The sequence below is a fragment of the Roseixanthobacter psychrophilus genome, assembly GCF_043195195.1.
Classification (GTDB): Bacteria; Pseudomonadota; Alphaproteobacteria; order Rhizobiales; family Xanthobacteraceae; genus NCEH01.
Genome location: NZ_JBAFWT010000015.1, coordinates 99462 through 116435, shown reverse-complemented (window position 1 = coordinate 116435; position 16974 = coordinate 99462). Strand labels below are relative to the sequence as shown.

At 60.5% G+C, this 16974-nt stretch carries 14 protein-coding genes and 1 tRNA gene; 6 read left to right on the top strand and 9 right to left on the bottom strand.

Annotated elements, in window-relative coordinates:
- From V5F77_RS15075 to V5F77_RS15050, 6 genes are all read left to right on the top strand, one after another.
- Positions 1-889, top strand: an 889-nt coding sequence (locus tag V5F77_RS15075) for an MBL fold metallo-hydrolase (RefSeq protein WP_429006172.1), incomplete at its 5' end; no start/stop codon positions are given.
- Positions 890-1516: 627 nt separating this feature from the next.
- Positions 1517-2572, top strand: coding sequence for an ADP-ribosylglycohydrolase family protein (locus tag V5F77_RS15070; RefSeq protein ID WP_429006171.1), 1056 nt, complete (start codon positions 1517-1519; stop codon positions 2570-2572).
- A 240-nt stretch (positions 2573-2812) separates the two neighbouring features.
- Entirely contained in the window at positions 2813-5608 is a 2796-nt protein-coding gene (locus V5F77_RS15065) for a class I SAM-dependent DNA methyltransferase (protein WP_429006178.1), read from the top strand.
- Positions 5605-6591, top strand: coding sequence for a hypothetical protein (locus V5F77_RS15060; RefSeq protein ID WP_429006170.1), 987 nt, complete (start codon positions 5605-5607; stop codon positions 6589-6591). Before V5F77_RS15065 ends, V5F77_RS15060 begins: the two co-directional genes overlap by 4 nt.
- Complete coding sequence (locus V5F77_RS15055) at positions 6588-8657, top strand: DEAD/DEAH box helicase (RefSeq protein WP_429006169.1); 2070 nt, start codon at positions 6588-6590, stop codon at positions 8655-8657. The genes V5F77_RS15060 and V5F77_RS15055 overlap by 4 nt, the downstream gene beginning before the upstream one ends.
- Positions 8650-9858, top strand: a complete 1209-nt coding sequence (locus V5F77_RS15050; protein WP_429006168.1) for a GIY-YIG nuclease family protein — start codon at positions 8650-8652, stop codon at positions 9856-9858. Before V5F77_RS15055 ends, V5F77_RS15050 begins: the two co-directional genes overlap by 8 nt.
- Before the next feature lie 87 nt (positions 9859-9945).
- Here V5F77_RS15050 and V5F77_RS15045 read toward each other — a convergent pair whose 3' ends face one another.
- From V5F77_RS15045 to V5F77_RS15005, 9 genes are all read right to left on the bottom strand, one after another.
- Positions 9946-10743, bottom strand: coding sequence for a nucleotidyltransferase domain-containing protein (locus V5F77_RS15045; protein WP_429006167.1), 798 nt, complete (start codon positions 10741-10743; stop codon positions 9946-9948).
- Between the two features lie 275 nt (positions 10744-11018).
- A complete protein-coding gene (locus V5F77_RS15040; RefSeq protein ID WP_429006166.1) occupies positions 11019-11213 on the bottom strand; it encodes a terminase small subunit in 195 nt (64 codons plus the stop codon).
- The gene (locus tag V5F77_RS15035) at positions 11210-11812 is read right to left on the bottom strand and encodes a hypothetical protein (RefSeq protein WP_429006165.1); all 603 of its coding nucleotides are present in this window, start codon (positions 11810-11812) and stop codon (positions 11210-11212) included. The genes V5F77_RS15040 and V5F77_RS15035 overlap by 4 nt, the downstream gene beginning before the upstream one ends.
- Positions 11809-13323, bottom strand: coding sequence for a YfjI family protein (locus V5F77_RS15030; protein ID WP_429006164.1), 1515 nt, complete (start codon positions 13321-13323; stop codon positions 11809-11811). Before V5F77_RS15030 ends, V5F77_RS15035 begins: the two co-directional genes overlap by 4 nt.
- Positions 13320-14225 (bottom strand): DUF7146 domain-containing protein, encoded by a 906-nt coding sequence (locus V5F77_RS15025; protein WP_429006163.1) that lies wholly within the window; start codon positions 14223-14225, stop codon positions 13320-13322. The genes V5F77_RS15030 and V5F77_RS15025 overlap by 4 nt, the downstream gene beginning before the upstream one ends.
- Positions 14218-14466 (bottom strand): helix-turn-helix transcriptional regulator, encoded by a 249-nt coding sequence (locus V5F77_RS15020; RefSeq protein ID WP_429006162.1) that lies wholly within the window; start codon positions 14464-14466, stop codon positions 14218-14220. Before V5F77_RS15020 ends, V5F77_RS15025 begins: the two co-directional genes overlap by 8 nt.
- Positions 14467-14548: 82 nt before the next feature.
- The gene (locus tag V5F77_RS15015) at positions 14549-15328 is read right to left on the bottom strand and encodes a hypothetical protein (protein WP_429006161.1); all 780 of its coding nucleotides are present in this window, start codon (positions 15326-15328) and stop codon (positions 14549-14551) included.
- A gap of 16 nt (positions 15329-15344) precedes the next feature.
- Positions 15345-16655, bottom strand: a complete 1311-nt coding sequence (locus tag V5F77_RS15010) for a tyrosine-type recombinase/integrase (RefSeq protein WP_429006177.1) — start codon at positions 16653-16655, stop codon at positions 15345-15347.
- A gap of 186 nt (positions 16656-16841) precedes the next feature.
- Positions 16842-16931 (bottom strand) — tRNA-Ser (locus V5F77_RS15005).
- Positions 16932-16974: the final 43 nt, after the last annotated feature.

Genomic DNA, 16974 nt, shown 5'->3' with positions numbered 1-16974 from the left:
GCGTCGAGCATTCACGCGCGAAATTGAGCCCAATATCCGGAGACAGATGATGTCTAGTCTTACATTCCCCGCCTACAAGGTCGGTGATCTAAATATCTCCGCCGTCAGCGATGGTTATCTCCACGCCAGCTTCGATTTCCTCGCGAATATCGACCCGGCCGATGCCTCCCGAATTCAGGAAGATGCAGGGATAACGGATCAGACCGCGATCCATATCAACGGCTACCTTGTGCGCGGAAGCGGTCGCACCGTCCTGATCGACGCGGGAGCAGGCGGTTTCAAGCAGTGGGGCGGCCGCCTGAAAACCAATCTGCTGCTTGCGGGCATCCAGCCTTGCGAGATTGACGCGATCCTGTTGACGCACGCCCATCCCGATCATGTCGGGGGGCTGATGGAGGCTTCAGGGGAAGCCGTCTTCCCGAATGCCGAGCTTGTCGCCCACCATCGGGAAGTCGCGTTCTGGCAGGATGACGGCAATCTGAGCCGCGCGCCCGAGCGTGCCCGTGGCAACTTCCTCTTGGCGCGGCAGGCGTTCGACGGCTACCGCGACAGGCTGCGCACTTTTGACGGCGGCGAGGTGCTGCCCGGCATCACGGCGATGTCGCTGCCGGGGCACACCGCCGGCCACACCGGCTATCGGCTCGATTCAGATGGCAAGAGCCTGCTGGTCTGGGGCGACATCGTTCATTTCCCGCAGATCCAGATTCCCCGGCCCGACGTTTCGATCGCGTTCGATCAGGATGCGCGTCTTGCCGCCGATACGAGGTCGAGGCTGCTGGACTACGTGGCCGCCGAGCAGGAGCTGATCGCCGGCATGCACCTCGGGGAACCCGGCTTCGCACGCATCAAACGGACGGGCGAGACCTATGCTGTCGCATATGAAAAGTGAGCGTGATGCCAAGGGCGCTCGCATCACGAGCGGGAGGCATTCCCTCCGGTTTGGCCCCGATCCCGACGGGAGCACAGGAAGTTCCTCGATCGTCCCCGGCAGTTCATCTGATTAATCCGCGGTTGGGGACCGGGCACATCCCAACCTGATTTAGTGGTCGAGGGCCACCGCTTTCATCAGGGGGGCCAAATTGCAGCTAAATCTGCTTTTGAAGTTCCCGCGGCAATCGGCGACTACTGAGTAGCCATCGTGCAGACTGTCGCACCGCAACGTGCAACGGCGGAGGCTGGCGGAGAGAGAGGAGGTCGATTTTTGAGCCCTAATTTATTGTTTTCAAACGTAAAACTCACACTTTAACTATAATATTTACCCGGGATTTTACCCGGAATTTCCGACCTCCTTCGACCAATCTGCCGTCGCAGCTGTCGCAAAGATGCCGCCGGAGACAGGGCGCGCGTTGGGGTTAATGCCCGAGAACCGGTGTTTCTTGCTCAATTCCAATGTCGAAAGATTCAGTTTCGACCTCCGCTCCACATGTTTTGGTGGCTTAAGCACCCACCCGCTGTCTGGGCCACTGGGCCGGCGACGTAAAGATGTGTCATCCTGCTCCTCCGGGGGAGCGCTTCAATGTCAGCTTTTGTCAACAACGGCCTTGCCTCCTGGCGGCGGAGCCATGCCTCGCTGCTGGCAGGGGCTATGGGCGACAGCCTCGGCGCCGACATTGAATTTCTCTCACTCGCGCAGATCCGGCTGCGTTTCCCTGAAGGGCTGACGGCGTTGCCGCCCCATGAAGGGATCGCGGGCGCCGTAACTGACGACACGCAGATGACTCTGTTCACTGCGGAGGGGCTGATCCGGGCGGTCGTCCGTGGCACGCTGCGCGGCATCTGCCATCCGCCATCCGTGGTGCACCATGCGCTGCTCCGCTGGTATCGCACCCAGGGCGGCCGACCGGCGATGGACACCGACGATGTCGGATTGGTTCGCGATCAGCGGCTGCATGCCATCAGGGCGCCCGGCAACACTTGCCTCCATGCGCTGCGAGAGGCGCGCGCGTTTGGGCAGCCAGCTCGGAACGCAAGCAAGGGCTGCGGCACGATCATGCGCGTCGCGCCGGTCGCTTTAATCGCACGCCCGGACACTGTCTTTCGTCTCGCCATGGAAACGTCGGCGCTCACCCATGGCCATCCCACCGGGCAGATCGCTGCCGCCGCCTGGGCGTTGCTGCTCTCCAACGTGATGGCCGGCGCGGCTCTGGAAGCGGCAGCAGAGGAAATCGCCCAGCGGTGCCTCGTTCTCGACGGCGGCAAGGAGACCGCCGCGGCCATCCATGCAGCCTTGAATGCTCCCCGCGATGGAAGGCCGGAGACTGTGGAAAGCCTCGGTGGCGGATGGGTCGCGGAAGAGGCGCTCTCCATCGCTCTTTATTGCAGCCTTGCAGCCGCGGATCTTGAGAGTGGGTTGAGGATGGCCGTCATGCATGGCGGGGACAGCGACAGCACCGGGGCGATCGCCGGCAACATGCTCGGCCTCCTGTTTCCCGACCAAGTCTTCCAGCATCCCTGGTCACGCCAAGTGGAATGCGCCGACCTCATCGCCGACCTCGCCCGCGATCTTCATGATGCGCAGATGGGTGGGGAGGGCTGGGCGGAATCGGCCTTCGAACGGTATCCCGGCTCGTGAAAAATCCGCATCCGCAGTGTTGGGCCAGCCATGGGCGGTAGGTTTACAACGGTTCATGGCGGCGCGGTTTCAGTGGCGCTCATGTGCGCCGCCACAATCGACAGCGGCGCCCGAATCATCGTCTGTGACAGTTGACATGCCGAAGCGGAGATGCCGCTTTTGGAAAAGCAAGGACAGCGTCGTGGAGCACGGCGTCGTTCGGTGCGCGGAACGGCCTGGGAAGGTGCGGGGAAGCCGAAAGTGAATGCCGTCGAGATCGAGGAAGCCGTTTCAAACCTCGCCGAGCGCCCCTTCGACGCGGGGGAGTTTGCCTTCGCCTTCCTTGAGGCCTTCGGGAACAAAGAGACGACGCTGAAGCGGCTGCGAAAGGGGGAGACGAACAAGACCGATCTGCCCGGCGCAGTGCTTCAGACCAACAACATCCATATCGCCGTCGCGCCTCCCGGACAGGTGACGCAGACCCTGGCCGCGCTCAAGGCCAGCCCGGCGACGGCGCGCGCGAAGGCGAAGTTCGTGCTGGCCACCGATGGGGAGTGGCTGGAGGCGGAGGATCTGGTCTCCGATGCCGCACCCATCGCCTGCGCCTATTCGGACTTCCCGAATCATTTCGGCTTCTTCCTGCCGCTGGCCGGCATCACCACCGTTCGGCAGATCAGCGAGAATGCGTTTGATATCCGGGCCACCAGCCGCCTCAACAAGCTGTATGTGGAACTGCTGAAGGACAATCCGGAGTGGGGCACGGAGGCGCGGCGGCATGACCTGAACCATTTCATGGCGCGGCTCATCTTCTGCTTCTTCGCGGAGGATACGGATATCTTCCTCGGCGAGGGGCTGTTCACCGCAACCATCGACCAGATGAGCGCGCGCGATGCCTCCAACACCCATGAGGTGATCGGCCAGCTCTTCCGCGCCATGGCCACCAAGATGGCGGATCGCCGCGAGGCCGGGCTGCCGCGCTGGTCCGATGCGTTTCCCTATGTGAATGGCGGGCTGTTCTCCGGCAGCACGGACGTGCCGCGCTTCAGCAAGATGGCGCGCTCCTTTCTCATCAATATCGGCAGCCTCGACTGGACGAAGATCAACCCGGACATCTTCGGGTCCATGATCCAGGCCGTGGCGGATGATGAGGAGCGCGGCGCGCTGGGGATGCACTATACGAGCGTGCCCAACATCCTGAAGGTGCTGAACCCGCTGTTCCTGGATGACCTGCGCACCCGGCTGGAGGAGGCGGGCGACAATCCCCGCATGCTGCTGAACCTGCGTCGGCGGCTGGCGCGTATCCGCGTGTTCGATCCCGCCTGCGGCTCCGGCAATTTCCTCGTCATCGCCTACAAGGAGATGCGGTTTATCGAGGCGCAGATCAACCGGCGGCGCGGCGAGGCGGACCGGCGCTCCGACATTCCGCTCACCAATTTCCGGGGCATCGAGCTGCGCGACTTCCCGTCGGAAATCGCCCGCCTCGCCCTCATCATCGCCGAATATCAGTGCGACGTGCTCTATCGCGGCCAGAAGGAAGCCTTGCAGGATTTCCTGCCGCTGGATGCGGAGAATTGGATCGTCTGCGGGAATGCGCTGCGCCTGGATTGGTTGAGCATTTGTCCGCCGACCGGGACGGGCGTGAAGGTGCAGGCCGATGATCTTTTCGGCCTGCCGCTAGATCAGACGCAGATTGATTTCGAAAATGAAGGTGGGGAGACCTATATTTGCGGGAATCCGCCTTACAAGGGAGCCACTGAGCAAGACAAAATTCAAAAAGGAGATATGGAGGCTGTTTTCAACTCCACATTCCCTACATGGAAATCCTTCGATTACATCTTAGGGTTTTTTTGGAAAGCTCGAAAATTTATCGAATTATCGAATGCGTCATTCGCTTTCGTGACCACAAATTCAGTCTGCCAAGGAGAGCAAGTTTATAGATTCTGGCCAAATTGCATCTCCAATACAGTAAAAATTTCATTTGCCGTCACATCCTTCAAGTGGAGAAATCTTGCTCACAAAAATGCGGGCGTATCAGTATGTATTGTTGGACTCGGTCGCCTCCCGAGAAATATACGTTATTTTGATAGTCAAGCGGAGAGCGTTAGAGAAGTTCAGAACATAAATTCCTACCTAATCCCATATGTTGATGTATATGTGAAAAATGAAACAGACCCCGCAAACGGTCTGGCGCCTGTGGTCAATGGCAGTAAGCCTGCGGATGGCGGCGGGTTGATTTTTGATGCCGAAATAGCGTCGTTGCTAAAGGCCGCCGCTCCGAATTACGCTCATGTAATTCGTCCCTTTTTTGGGGCGCATGATGGGACACACGGCTCCGGGCGCTTCTGCATTTGGGCAAATGATGAAGAGTTTGAGAATCTTAATGAAATTTCTGAATTTCAGAATAGATTCGAAATTGTCTACGAAATGCGCATTAAAAGTGATAAATTACTGACGCGGTCCGGCGCAAAAGCGCCTTTTGCATTTCAGCAAATTCGCCAATCAGGCCATGAGCGCGTATTCCAAATACCTAGGCATTCCTCTGAGAAGAGAGACTATTATCCCGTCGTTTCGCTGCCTGAAGGAGCGATTGTCGGAGATGGTGCGTTTGCATTTTATGATCCGCCGTTATGGAACATAGGAGTATTTGTTTCGCGCCTTTCGCTCGTGTGGATTGGCGCGGTCTGCGGAAAGATTAAGACTGACTTTCGCTTCTCCAACACCCTCGGCTGGAACACCTTCCCTGTCCCCCCACTCACCGAGAAGAACAAGGCCGATCTGACCCGCTGCGCCGAGGACATCCTGCTGGCGCGCGAGGCGCATTTTCCGGCCACCATTGCCGATCTCTATGACCCGGACACCATGCCCGCCGATTTGCGCGCGGCCCATGAGCGCAATGACGAGGTGCTGGAGCGCATCTATATCGGCCGCCGGTTCAAGAATGACACCGAGCGGCTGGAAAAGCTGTTCGAGCTTTATACGAAGATGACGGCCACGGACCCACGCACGCCGGCGCCTGCGAGGCGCTCTCGGCAGCGGAATGGAAGCATTGGCAAATGACAATGATCGGGATCGCCGATGGCGCTGACGAAACCAACGTGTGGCTGACCAGTTTTGATGGGTTCGATCCGGATGTCTGGGGCTTTGTCGGCTTCGCCGATGAAGCCAGACGCGCGCGCTTCCTTGAGGGTAGCCGTCCCGGCGTGCTCGTTCTGATCTGGGTGACAACGAGAGGACCCAAGGACGAGCAAGGAAAGATCGTTGGGGTCGTCCAGTGCTCGCATGAAACGGGTGTGGCAAGCGACTTCATGCCGAGGTCAGCCTATGAAAAAAAGCGGGCAGACCCGCAAACCCGCGATAAGTGGGACTTTGCGGTAAGGGTGGTTCGCGCTTGGCGCATATTGCCCGATCAAAGGCAGCGCATCGCGGACTTTGCGCCCCAAACCTATTTTACGCCGGATGGCACTAGTCGGGCGCAGTTTCTCGGCTCTCAGGGTGCACCCCTTGAGCCGCAAGAGGCCCGCAAGCTTTTCAACCTAATGGTTGAGGAGGTTGACGTCTTTGGGGGCGCACCAGTTTCGCCTCACGCTCGCGGGGTCTTCGAGAGCCTGCTTCGCCCAAGCCGCCCCGGCCCGATATCGCAACAAGGCTTCTGGGTTGAGCCCGCAGAAGGGGCGAAACATCTTTACGTGCTTCAATTGACAGGCAAAGCAGCTACTTTCCTCAATGATGTCAGTGCATTCGGAAAGGTCATCATAAAGCCGGGCATTTCATCCGACCCTGAGACAAGGTGTGAGGGGCTGAATTCAGCCTACCCTTCTGGGAGCGCCTTCCGTTGGCAGATCGGATGTTCTACCGCACGCCGAGGCGTCGCCGCACTTCACGACTCTATGTCCGCGATATTGGCGGAGCGGGCCATGCAGGATGCTATTCTTGCGCAGGGTGGTCGCTCGCTGGGGAACGAATTTTTTCTCGCTGATAGAATGATAATCGATGCCGTGCTCGACGCTGGGTTGACGGCAGCCGGACGGACCGTGCCATGACGCAGAAGATTCCCTCCGTCTCAGTCTCCTACCTGCGCAACGGTAGTTCCACGAAGGCCAATGCCCTGGGCATGCGACCCATGCAGGAGCGCGCCTATGAGAAGCGGGGCGAGCAATATCTGCTCATCAAGTCGCCGCCGGCCTCGGGCAAGAGCCGCGCGCTCATGTTCATCGCCCTCGACAAGCTGGCCAATCAGGGCATCAAACAGGCCATCATCGTGGTGCCGGAAAAGTCCATCGGCTCCAGTTTCCACGATGAGGCGCTGACCCGTTCCGGCTTCTGGGCGGACTGGGTGGTCGCGCCGAAATGGAACCTCTGCAATGCGCCGGGCGGGGACAATGGCGGCAAGGTCAATGCCGTGGGCGACTTCCTCGCGAGCGACGACAAGGTGCTGGTTTGCACCCACGCCACCTTCCGCTTCGCCGTGGACCGGTTCGGGGTGGAGGTGTTCGACGACCGCCTCATTGCCATCGACGAATTCCACCACGTCTCCGCCAATCCCGACAACAAACTCGGCCTGCATCTCGGCGCCTTCGTATCCCGGGGCCGCGTGCATGTGGTGGCGATGACCGGCTCCTATTTCCGGGGCGATGCCGAGGCCGTCCTGAGCCCGGAGGACGAGGCGAAGTTCGATACGGTGACCTACACCTATTACGAGCAACTCAATGGGTATGAGCATCTCAAGCAGCTCGACATCGGCTATTTCTTCTATGCGGGCTCCTATGCCGACGACATCCTGAAGGTGCTCGATCCGGCCGAGAAGACGATCGTCCACATCCCGTCCGTCAATTCGCGCGAGAGCACGAAGGATAAGATCAAGGAGGTGGAACACATCATCGAGGCGCTGGGCGAATGGCAGGACCCCGATCCGGAAACCGGCTTCCATCTGGTGAAGACGCCCGCAGGCCGCGTGCTGCGCATCGCCGACCTGGTGGATGATGATGGCGCCAAGCGCGACCGCGTCTCCGCCGCGCTGAAGGATCCGGCACAGAAGAACAATCGCGACCATGTGGACATCATCATCGCGCTCGGCATGGCCAAGGAAGGGTTCGACTGGATCTGGTGCGAGCATGCGCTCACCGTGGGCTATCGCTCGAGCCTCACCGAGATCGTGCAGATCATCGGACGCGCCACCCGTGATGCGCCGGGGAAAACCCGTGCACGCTTCACCAATCTGATCGCCGAGCCGGATGCCTCGGAAGAGGCCGTCACAGAGGCGGTTAACGACACCCTGAAGGCCATCGCGGCCAGCTTGCTCATGGAGCAGGTGTTGGCGCCGCGCTTCGAGTTCAAGCCGAAGAACCCACAGAACGAGCCGACGCCGGGCTTCGACTATGGCGTGGGCGGCTATGACCCGAACGCCTGTAATGTGGGCTTCAACGAGGAAAGCGGCAAATTCCAGATCGAGATCAAGGGACTTGTCACGCCCAAGAGTGAAGAGGCGCAGCGCATCTGCCAGCAGGATCTCAATGAGGTCATCGCCGCCTTCGTACAGGACAAGACCACCATCACACGCGGCCTGTTCGACGGCGAGCACGCGGGCGGCGAGACCTTGGCGGAAGAGCTGACACAGCTCCGCATGGGCAAGATCATCAAGGACAAGTTCCCCGAACTGGACGACGAGGATCAGGAGGCTGTGCGGCAACACGCCGTTGCCGCCCTGAACCTCACGCAGAAGGCCAAGCAGGTCGCCTCGGCCGGGGGCTCCGACGGCGACGACAGGGGGTTGAACACGGCCTTCGTCCAGGGTGTTCGCAAGTTTGCGATGGATGTGCGGGACCTCGATATCGACCTGATCGACCGTATCAATCCCTTCGGCGAAGCTTATGCCATCCTCGCCAAGACAATGAGTGAGGAGAGCCTGAAGCAGGTTGCCGCGGTGATCGGCGCCCGGCGCATCAACCTGACCATGGAGGAAGCGCGCGCCCTGGCGAAGCGGGCCTTGAAATTCAAGCAGGAGCGCGGCCGATTGCCCTCGCGCACATCGCAGGATGCCTGGGAGCAGAAGATGGCGCAGGGCGTTGCCTTCCTTCAGCGGATGAAGGCGGAGGCGGCCCGTGGCTAAGGAATTTACCGACGAGGACGACGCGCTGCTCGAAGAACTGGGCGTCGAGGTCGAGGCAAAGAAGACGTCGAGCCGCACCCCGCGGGAAGAGCGGATCATCGCCGGGTTCGAGGAGATCCAGCGTTTCGTCACCGAGCATGGCCACGCCCCCCGGCACGGGGAGGATCGCGACATCTTCGAGCGGCTCTATGCCGTGCGCCTTGATCGGCTGCGCGAGCAGGCCGATTGCCGCGCTGTCATCGCCCCGCTCGATCATCAGGGGCTTCTGGCCGGTGCCGACGACGACCCAGGCGAGGCCCCCGACGGCCTCGACGATGACGAACTGCTTGCTCAGCTCGGGCTGGATCCGAACGAGGGAGGCATCACTGACCTTCGGCATGTCCGGTCATCCGAGGAGAAGCGCGCGGCCGAGGAGATTGCCAATCGCCAGAAATGCGAGGATTTCGAGCACTTCAAGCCGCTCTTCGATCAGGTGCAGCGCGACCTGCAAAGCGGCGTCCGCAGCACGCGTCCCTTTGTGAAGGACGCAGGCTTCCTGAAAGCGGAAATCAAGGCGGGCCAGTTCTTCATCCTGGGCGGGCAGACAGCATATGTCGCCCAGGTTGGGGAACCAATGAGAGCGACGAACGGCGAGACGGACGCAAGGCTGAGGGTCATCTACTCCAACGGAACAGAGACTGATCTGCTCCTTCGGTCGCTTCAGCGGGCGCTCTACAAAGACGAGGCTGGCAGGCGGATCAGCGATCCAGAGGCGGGGCCGTTGTTCGCAGCCCAGATCGAAGACGGCGATGAAGCCAGCGGCATCGTATACGTGCTCCGCTCCAAATCCGATCACCCTTTGGTCGCGGAACATCGTGAGGTTCTGCACAAGATCGGCGTTACCGGCGGGGACGTGTCGCGGAGGATCGCCAACGCAAGGCTTGATCCGACCTTCCTGATGGCGGACGTCGAAATCGTCGCGACCTATGAACTCTTTAACGTTAACCGAATCCGGCTGGAAAACTTAATCCACCGAATCTTCGGTGCAGCTAAGGTAGACATCGAAATCAAAGACCGCTTCGGACAACCGATCATCCCGCGGGAGTGGTTTCTGGTTCCGCTTTACGTCGTCGACGAGGCCATCGAGCGTATCAAAAACGGAACGATCACCAGCTACACCTATGATCCGAAGACGGCTTCTTTGACGCTGGCGGCGAAATAATATTCATTTCCATCATAGGGACAGCTATGAAAGGCCCGATTTCGCGAGATAATGCCAGACGTCAAGAGCACAGACTGATTTATGATATTAAACGGTCGCGCATTTGCGAACCCATCTGCAAAAGAATGCATCTGCCTCTTCATACGCTTCCCGAGAAAGCTTGACCCTTGACGGGCTAAATAAGTGGGCTGCCATCTCGAATTCGGCGTCGACATATCTACCTATGTCGTGCGGAATTAATTCGGTGCCAAATTCTCGCGCCTGCGCCTTTCGTTCCAATAGCGAACTCACCAGATCACAAATCGCGTTCGGCGGCGCGGATTCTTCCATAAGCGTGGGGAAGTGCATAGGCGGCACCCTCTCGCTCGGGTGATGGCGCAGCCACCTTAGTACCGTTGCTGGACGTAAAGCATAAAATATCTTCTTCAACGGAATATATCTTCCATCTCCAAAGTACATGCGCCGCTGTCGAAGCCCAAGATGGAGATAATGGCGCGCCACCAGTTCTCGGCTCGCAAATTGCGTTGCGAAGGCAAGGAGCTCTATTTTGAATTCTTCCGATCCGGAATAGGAAATCGGACTTTGCAGCCATTCGATGACGACTGCGTTACCCTTGAGCATCAGCTTCAATGCCTTGCCCAGATCCCAGCCATTGATATCAAATATGGGGTCAATCGGAATTTCGATGACGTCGCGCGGTGGTGATAGGCTTAGATACTGGTCGATGCCCCGTATGAATATAAATCGGCAATCATAGTCGCTGTCTGGAGAGGCAAAACCCCAGGCCCGACTCCCTGATTCGACGGCCAGAGCGATGTTTGCTTGGTGCTCCTGCCCGATCCGCTGTAGCATCTGGTCGATCTGCTGGACCGCATCGCGTGACATTTGTTGGGGTATGTTTCTCAGGGTCTTGAAGGCGATAGCCTCCTTCTCAAATACGGCTGTTTCATCGGCCGATCGATGTCCTCTTAGCACGGAGCCGTGCAAAAGAGGCCGAGTGGCAGAAACATCCCAAAGTGCGAACGGGCTACTCTAATGCTGCATCGGAGCCACGATTGCTAGGCCGCTGCTCCAAAGGCTTCAGCCGGCCGGCATCATCGAACAGATCAACGATGTTCGAGAAGCCGACGCGCCCGAGTTCCTGCACGATCCGCACGGCATCAATGTGGGCGGCCGCAGCGGCGTTCCATCGCTTCCGCGATCGCCTGGGCGATGTCAGGTTTTGTCAGGTTCTCCGCGGCCATCTGGCGTGCGGTTCTGCGACTGTAACCAGCGCGGACGGCCGCAGCGGTCGCGTTCAAATCCCGCAGATATTCCGCCACGAACAGGCGCTGCTTCATGGTCAATGCGGTCACGACCGTTCTCCCTCGATTGGATGCAGATCGACACGTGTGGTTGCGCGGGCCCGGCGCCATGGCGGTTGCGACGGTGAGCGCCGTAGAGGCGTTGGGAGAGGCGTTGGGATTGGCGAAAGAGAAGAGGGCGGGATGCAGAACGAGGCCCGCAGCCCTTCACACTCGATCGTCGCTTCTCTGCGGGTGAGGGCGATGACCTCCCCGCCGCACAATTCCCAGACGAGGCCGCCGATCCAGTTGCCTGGTACCTCGAAGATGTCGACGACAGACCATCCGAGGTGGCCTGCGCAGGATCCCCAACGTGCGAGGAACCGATCGGCATCTGCCAGGGCTTGATCCCAGTGGAGGGTGGAAATGCCGACAGGAACCTCCGTCTGCATTTGCTCTCGTGCCGCGAGATAGGCGGCGGGGATCTCGCTCAGCTCGCCGGGCGGGACAGCGTGGAAGGTGTCGGAATTGGCTGGTGCGGCTTGATCCGGCACTCTCAAAACCTTCAAAACCTCCTGTGGCGGGGTTTCGAAAGTTTTGAGGGGGAGGTCCTCGCCGGCTTCAAGGCCTTGTTTGCGGGCGAGAAGCCGCTGAAGCCACTTGCTCTTCATCGTCCGCCCTCCGCGATCTTCGGATGCCAAAGATACTCAGAGGTTGGACGCCCACCCGCGGCGCCGGCCGGGACCTCTCGGGGCAGAAGGTGATGTGTGGAAATCAGGATCTGGAGTGCGGCGTCGACTGCATTGCGTTCCGAGAGGCCAGTCCAGTTCTTCTGATGGACATCGCGCGCGCGAAAAGGCGAAGGCAGAGCTTCACGGCGGCTGAGGATTAGACGTGCGCCGGCTTCCGCTACAACGGTGCCCGCTGCGTACAGGCGCTCGGCATGGGTCCGCAGATACTCGGCCCATGCAAGAGCTTGAAGCATTGCATCATCACCAATGGCGGCGTCCTCTCCCGAGAGTAGTTGGAAAGCCAGCGCGAGAGACGCAACCGTCTTCGGCATCTTCAGCAGGTGTGCTTCCAGCGCTTCCGATTGAGCTCCCGAGCGCGCATCGTGCTGGAGATCCGTCATCCACTCGACGAAGAGGCCTTGTGCCTGAGCGGTAAGGCGGCGGAGAGCCGGTGTCTCCGTCGTGCCGAGATTCAGCGCTTCAAGGCGACAGAAGGCCGCTTCATAAGCTTTCTCCGCGTCGGGATCAGGTTGACGGTCACACCATTTCCAGTCCTTCGAAAGGTCTGGCCATACGGCGAGCTGGAGACGCTGCACCAAACCATCGGCGGAGGTGCCGGACACGGCGCCGCGGACGATAGGCGCGATACGCGCCGGCTGAATGCAGCCCACGAGGGACAGGGTGGCCACCTCTATTTCGACGGTACCGCGGCCGATGCGATCATATTTGAAGCTCGCATCGCCGTTGAAAGCCTCAAGGTAAAAGGCCCGGTCGATCTGGAATGCCTCATCCTCGAGCTTGGCGAGAAGACCCGGCAACTCATCGCGGACGAGGAGCAAGCCGCGCGGATTCTCGTTCAAGAGCTCCCCGAGTTTCTCGACGGTTGCGTCGTTTACGATCAGCCGCTTGCGTGTCGGGAGAAGGACGGTCGAGGCCTGGGCATCTGCGATGACTTCCCTTGCGGCATCGCGGTCATTGTCCTTGAGTTTCTTCTTTGCCTCCTTCCGCGCCTCTTCCAGGACGATCTTCGTGACCTCGGCATCCGCCTCCGCCTGAGAGCTTTCGCCCTCCCACTGCTTTCGCCACTCGCGTTCGATCTTGTTGAGCGGCGAGAGAGCATATTTCAGGGCCGGGCTCTTCATCGCCGAGGGCGGCCCGATGACAGCGCCCCACAGATTGGGGACGACCATCCAGTTGTCGAATTGCTTCGGCAGGATGCGAACCCGGTTTCCGATCAAGGTTGCGCAGGCAACCAGGGCTCCTACGGCGACAAAATCCGGAGGGCATTGGGTGCGGTCGGCAACATCGAAGACATACTTGGTGAGCGCCGGAGGCAGCATCTGGGGCAGCAACTGCGCCACCGCTGGCAGGCCGGCAGCGATCGGCTGGGGATCAAGCAACGGGGTGGAGGTTGCGGCGAACGGCACCGCGGTGATGATATGGGTGTTCACAGCCGCCCCTCCTGCTTGTCTTGCAGAACGTCGTTCCAATCCAGACCATCCGGCGGTTCCGCCCAGGAGACATGCCATCCCATTGCCAGGGCACGTTTTCCGAGAACATGACCGGCATCGCGGCCGACCTGATCCGCATCGACGGCGATGACCAGTTGCCCGGCGCTGTCGGGAAGCCGGAACATGGCCATGCCGGAGGCGCTGAGGGCCGCCCACACCGTCCCATGGCCGGGAAGCATCCGCGCTGCGCTCAGCGTGCTCTCAATCCCCTCGCCGATTACGGTCGGGCCAGGGCCGATTGAGAGGCACACCCCGCCGCCGCCGGGAGACCCTACGAACAGGCGAGGCGGCTCGATCGGAGCCTTCAGCGCGTCTGCACCGATGAAGGTGAGATGGGCTGCTGCGTCCGGCATGCCATCGACGCGGGCGATCATCGCATCGAATGTCCCCATCGGATGCCATGCCTTTGGCAGGTGGCGCAGGCGCGAAGGGATCGGTCCGAGAAGACCGCGCCTGGCGAGATAGCGCTCGACGATGGTGCCTTCGGCTGGGCGGGAGGCTAACCATTTGGCTCGGGCACGGGCGGCATTCTTAGCCCGCTTATGGGCTTCCTGGCGCAGGCTGCGCGCGAGGGCTTCGGGGTCCTGCTGCTCGGGCGGGCTCAGATCACCAACATCGAGCCCGCGGGCATACAGCGCGCTGCTGATATCCGCATAGGAGCAACCGGCATGACAGTAGAACAACACCTTGCCGGTCTTGCCTTCGGATACGGACAGGGCCGGGGTGCGGTGATTGGCATGAGCGGGGCAGAAGCATAGCCCACCGCGCCCGGACCAGCGCCCGCCGAGGGCTTCAACCATCGAGCGGGCGTTGAGCGAGAAGGAGGTCGCGGGCTCAGTCATGGCTGCCTCCCGCGGTGCGGGCCGCCTTCGCCTTCTCGATAACGGTGAGGATTTCCGAGCGGGGCCAGCGAGACAGGCGGCCCAATTTAAGAGGTTCGGGAATCGTACCATCTGCGACACGGCGCCAAAAACTGGCGACGCTCATGCCGAGGAGCGAGGCTCCCATATCAACGGAGACGAGCGGGTCGTCCACCTTTGTCTTCGTCAAGGTCTCGTGACCGGACTGCGATGCCTTGTACATGTTTGCTCAACTCAGGTCTGGAGTGACACGAGTTGCGACATGGCCCCGAGGGCATGGACATTTGGCGGGGCTTGTCCCGCTTTTATGCCCCCGATGAGCGCCCGTAGAGTTTGATGTTTGCTTCCTTTGAAGCCCCGAGGCCTTTTTGTGCGGCCAGTTCCGCTGCCCTCGCCTTCGAATGGCCCGCATCGATCAGTTTTTGCATTTCTGCGAGAATGGCGGCGGACTTCGACGAGCGTTTTCCTTTTCGATTTCGGCCGCCCTCTGCCGCGGCTTCGATCGTCTTTATGCCGCGCAGAGCATGACTTTCGAACGGCTTGCCCCAGGCTTCCTGCATATGCCGACCGGCCATAAAGGCATGACTGGCGACTTCAGCGATAACCTCTGCGAGCCAAGCCTTGTCCGCCTCGGACTTCATCTCCCTGCGCATCCAGGTCGCGCAAACGTCCAGCGCAGCCAGAAGCTGGAGAGATTCTCGGCAATGCTGTTCCTGGGAAAGCTCCCCCGGAGGACCGCTTTGCTGCGCCTTGTTTGCACACGCGCCGAGTGTCTTTTGAAGGAAGTTTTCTGCCTCGGCGCGAATCAATTGCCATGCCTCGCTGGCCTGGGGCGGGTCACCTTCAACGGCCGCCTCAAGCTCACCCAGAGCAAGGATCGTCGCAGCGCCTTTCCATTCGGCAGGGGCTTCCTTCGGGAGGCAATGGCGTTCCATGCTTTCCAGGCCATCAGTGACGGTGATGAAAGGAACGGCATCTTGCAATGCCTTCAGCAAGGCACCCTGCTCAGGCGGGGAGAGATGAGGCCACAGGTCCTCCATTTCATTCCATTGTCGGTGCTCGAAAAGCACCCGCCAGTCGTCCATCGTATCGCTCAATAGGTCAGGCCTGATCGGCCAGTGTCTGATTATCCGCGTTTGCAGGCGTGGCGCTCTCGGCCATTGCATGCGCTGCTGGAGCTGCCCGCCTGCGTCCTCCGACCAGGTCTGAAGGCGGCCTTTGGCCTTCCATGATGAGGTCAGCCCAGAGCTGCGCCAATTCGATCCGGCGTTCCAAATGTTCAGCGCGGTTATAGGCGCTCTCCACCCGGTCCTTCGGGGTATGTGCGAGCATCAGGTCGATCAACGGCTTATCGACGTGAAACCGTTCGTTCATGACCGTCGAAAAAGTGGCCCGCCATCCATGAGGGACATGCCGGTGATGATACCCGGCGCGGTTCAGGAGATAGCCGAGGGCGTTCTCGCTCGCCGGCTTATGGGAATTGCGCCCATTCGGCACCACATAGGGGCCGAGGCCCGTGAGCGACCGCAGCACATCTATGGTCTCAAGCGCCTGCTTTGCCAAAGGCACGACGTGATCCCGGGTGCTGTCGTACTTATAGGCGAGCTTGAGTTTCATCCTGGCCGCGGGGATGCGCCAGAGCGCCTGCTTCGGGTCCAGTTCAGCGAACTCGGACCATGGCGTCGTGATGAGGGTCCCGGGTCGGACCGCCGTCATGGCCAGGAGGCGCAGGGCAAGCTTCGTCGCAGGATGCGCAGGGGTCTCATCGACGCGTTTGATGATCTCGCGCGCCTCCTCAAGGTCCGTTATCGCCGGCTGACGCCCCTTTTTCAGCGGTTTGAGGGCCTTCTGGACAATGGCAGCGGGATCGCTCTCGGCAATGCCACTGGCAATGGCGTGGACGAACACCGCCGACATGCGTTGGCGAACGCGCTTGGCCGTCTCGATGGCGGGGCGGTCCTCGATCGCGCGCAGGACGGCCAAGACCTCCGGAACGGTGATTGTGCGAATGTCCCGGCCGCCGAGCTCGGGAAACACATCCCGCTCCAAGGTGTGGATGACGTCATAGGCATGGGTCTGCGTCCAGTGCGCCTCATTCATGCCGTACCACTCGCGGGCGAGGTGCTCGAAGGTCACATGCGCCGGGGCGGTCGTCACGCGCCTACGATCTGCCTTCTCAGCGGACGGATCCTTGCCCTCGCGAAGCAGCTTCTTCTGGGCCATGCGTGCCTCCCGGGCCTCCTGAAGGCTGATGTCCGGGTATGGCCCGATCGTGAGGAGCTTCTCCTTGCCGGCGATCTCATAGCGCAGGCGCCAGACCTTGCCTCCTGCCGGAGAGATGGCGAGGTGGAGCCCGCCGCCGTCGGTCAGCTTGTAGGGCTTCTCGGCCGGCTTGGCTTTGCGGATCTGCATGTCTGTCAGCGGCATTTACCCGGCCTTCCCCTTTACCCGGTTTCCGGAGGCGGCCTTACCCGGCTTTTACCCGGGATCGATTGCGCTTTAGCGCGATATCGTGAGACGCCCTGCAGCCGATATGGCGCGCAAATCGAGCGCTGACAAGGCTTTTGCGACGTTATGAGAGGGGGTGAAAATGATGGGTGGCGGAGAGAGAGGGATTCGAACCCTCGATACGGTTGCCCGTATACACGCGTTCCAGGCGTGCGCCTTCAACCACTCGGCCACCTCTCCACAGCGCCGCCCAAAGGCTCGCGCGGAACTCTATCCAGGACAG